Below are 2335 nucleotides of genomic sequence, written 5' to 3' on the forward strand. Positions count from 1 at the left end.
ATACTGAAACCGCTACTCTTAAGATAAGTGTACTTTGCATTATCATTTGTATAATTTGTAAATGAGCCAATATCTGCTCCAAATGGGAAAATCAATACTGGTGTTTTACCAACAATTGGTTGTACTTCCTTTTGCCAAAGTGCAGTGTCCTTTTTGATATCATCAACACTGGCCGTAGTCATATTTATATGACCCCAGGAATGCGATGCAAACTGCCAACCTTCCTTTTTCATAGCGTTAGCAACCTTTGTCGCTTTCTTAGCTTCGCGATGTGTCTTTTTTGTATCACCATATTGACTCTTTGATGAACGATAACCTAGCACCCCATTATAACCCGTTTCAGCAATCACACCCTTTGAGCCACCGTATGAGAAATCTGGATGCTTTTTGATGAAGGTATCAATAATCGGTACCATGTCATAATCACCAATTTTCTTCTGACCATTATTGGTATATTGATTTTTAACATCACCTTGCTTATTGACGACTAGTTTATCTGCAAATCCAGAATTCTTCATATACTCATAATAGTTAACATCATCCTGTGATATAATTAAAGGCTTCTTGCCTTCAGGTAATTTGACTGGTTTGAAAGTCACCTTCCCTTGTTTATCAATCGAAATGATATCTTTAAAGTTAATTAATACATAGCCATTATCATATAACTGATTCAGCATCGGCATAAATTCGTCGATGGTCGCCATATAATCTTTGTATCCCTGTGCCTGCTTAGATGAGAAAGCTTTACCAGGATCAACAATTAGTGAATGATAAAAAAGATGTGAAATTTTTGTCGGATCATCCCACGTGACCAACTTTGACTGTTGCTTATTAATACTCTTTTTTAGATGATCAACTGTTGTTCCTTTGTGCCCCGATAACACTGATTTTGCTTCTTTATATTGGTACTGTTGACTTAATGATTTTGCCTGCTTTACTGCCTTAGTTGTTTGACTATCAGTTTTTGCCTGCTTTACTGTCTTAGTTGTTTGACTATCAGTTTTTGTAGTCATAACATCATCATCAATATTGCCATATAACCATAAGCCTGCCCCCAAAATCAACCCAATGACGACAAGACTAGTTATCTTGGTTTTTATCACAGCTACTCCCCCATAATTTTTATGAATATTAAACGACAAGTTAATGCCATTCTATATCTTATTACCTCAAAAATAAAATTATTCGTAAATTGCTTTAGTTGAAACCTTAAGGCTTACATTAACTTTTACCAGAATTTCCATCAACGTTTAATAGCTCTATTTGTGTGTATGCCATCTTTATTACTACCAGATTTAACAATCTTCTGTTTAGCTATTTTGCTTTTTTTATCTTGGATGTTAAAAAGATCATTTCCGGTCGACAAGTTGTCGTTAGTTTTTTGAGTTAGTTGCCCACTTAGCTTTTGTACATGATCTTTTAATCGACGGTTATCTGCTACTGTTGCTAATTGTAATTGTTGCTGCTGATCCACCAATTTTGTTAGATGATCTATTTGTCGGTCTTTGGTAGCAAGCTGTTTGTCACGTTGAGACTTTAAATCTTCTATTTCTCTTCTTAGAGTGGCAATTAGCTCATTATTTTCTTTGCTAGTCTTTGTCACTTTTTTGCTACCTGTTTGTTGGGTATTTGCTACCAAAGGTTTTGCTACCTTGTCCCTAATAATCCTTTCAGCTGTAAGGCTGATCATGTTTGTACCTTGACTATCTTTTTGTCGGTTCTTTGTTGGTAGTCTTTGGTAGTGGTATTGAATAGTTTGTTTAGAGACCTTCAATTCGTCAGCAAGTTCTCTAATAGTTTTAGGCATTATTTCCAAACCCCTTTCGGAGTTCAGCAAGCATTTCTTGTCTTGTCTGATCTCTGATTTTTTGATCATGTTCAGCTTGTTTTTCAGCCAGTACCTGTTTTTCAGTTGTTCCTAAAGGCAAGCATTTAACTTTGTCAATTGCACGCCACTTTTCTTTATCTGATAATTCATCATTGTGCTGAATGTTAAAGAGTTTTTGACGCTCATCTTGAAATTTGCCTTGAGAAAAATCATTTGCGTCCTTTCTTTCAGGTTTCCAAGTAAAAGAATAACCGATAACTGGTTTTCCTCTGCCTTTACCATATTTTTTTCTAATCGTTAGCCCTCTAAAAAGCGGGGTTAATTCTTCTCTAATTGGCTTAATAACCTTTTTGTCAACATTTGAAGGACTATTCCAATAACTTTTAGGTATATCAAGCAATTCAAAAAAATCTTCTTTAGAGAAATAAGAATAGCCAGTAGTTCGAAATTGCTTAATTAGACGAAACGAACGACGTTCGTACCGATCGTCCCATTCGTAATCGCTCC

General features: G+C 35.4%; 2 protein-coding genes and 1 pseudogene. All 3 read right to left on the minus strand.

Annotation, left to right across the window (positions count from 1 at the left end):
* On the minus strand, positions 1–1103 hold a 1103-nt coding region (locus tag FHL06_RS12420; RefSeq protein ID WP_337692570.1), incomplete at its 3' end, for a polysaccharide deacetylase family protein.
* Positions 1104–1243: 140 nt separating this feature from the next.
* Entirely contained in the window at positions 1244–1807 is a 564-nt protein-coding gene (locus FHL06_RS12425) for a DUF536 domain-containing protein (RefSeq protein ID WP_153386890.1), read from the minus strand.
* Positions 1800–2335: pseudogene (locus FHL06_RS12430) on the minus strand (RepB family plasmid replication initiator protein); the annotation flags it as partial. The pseudogene FHL06_RS12430 and the gene FHL06_RS12425, both read right to left, overlap by 8 nt.

The organism is Companilactobacillus halodurans (assembly GCF_009600985.1).
Classification (GTDB): Bacteria; Bacillota; Bacilli; order Lactobacillales; family Lactobacillaceae; genus Companilactobacillus; species Companilactobacillus halodurans.

What these genes read in the sequence shown, in the direction of transcription:
- FHL06_RS12425 (WP_153386890.1), bottom strand. Translation starts at nt 1,807, where the DNA reads ATGCCTAAAACTATTAGAGAACTTGCTGACGAATTGAAGGTCTCTAAA.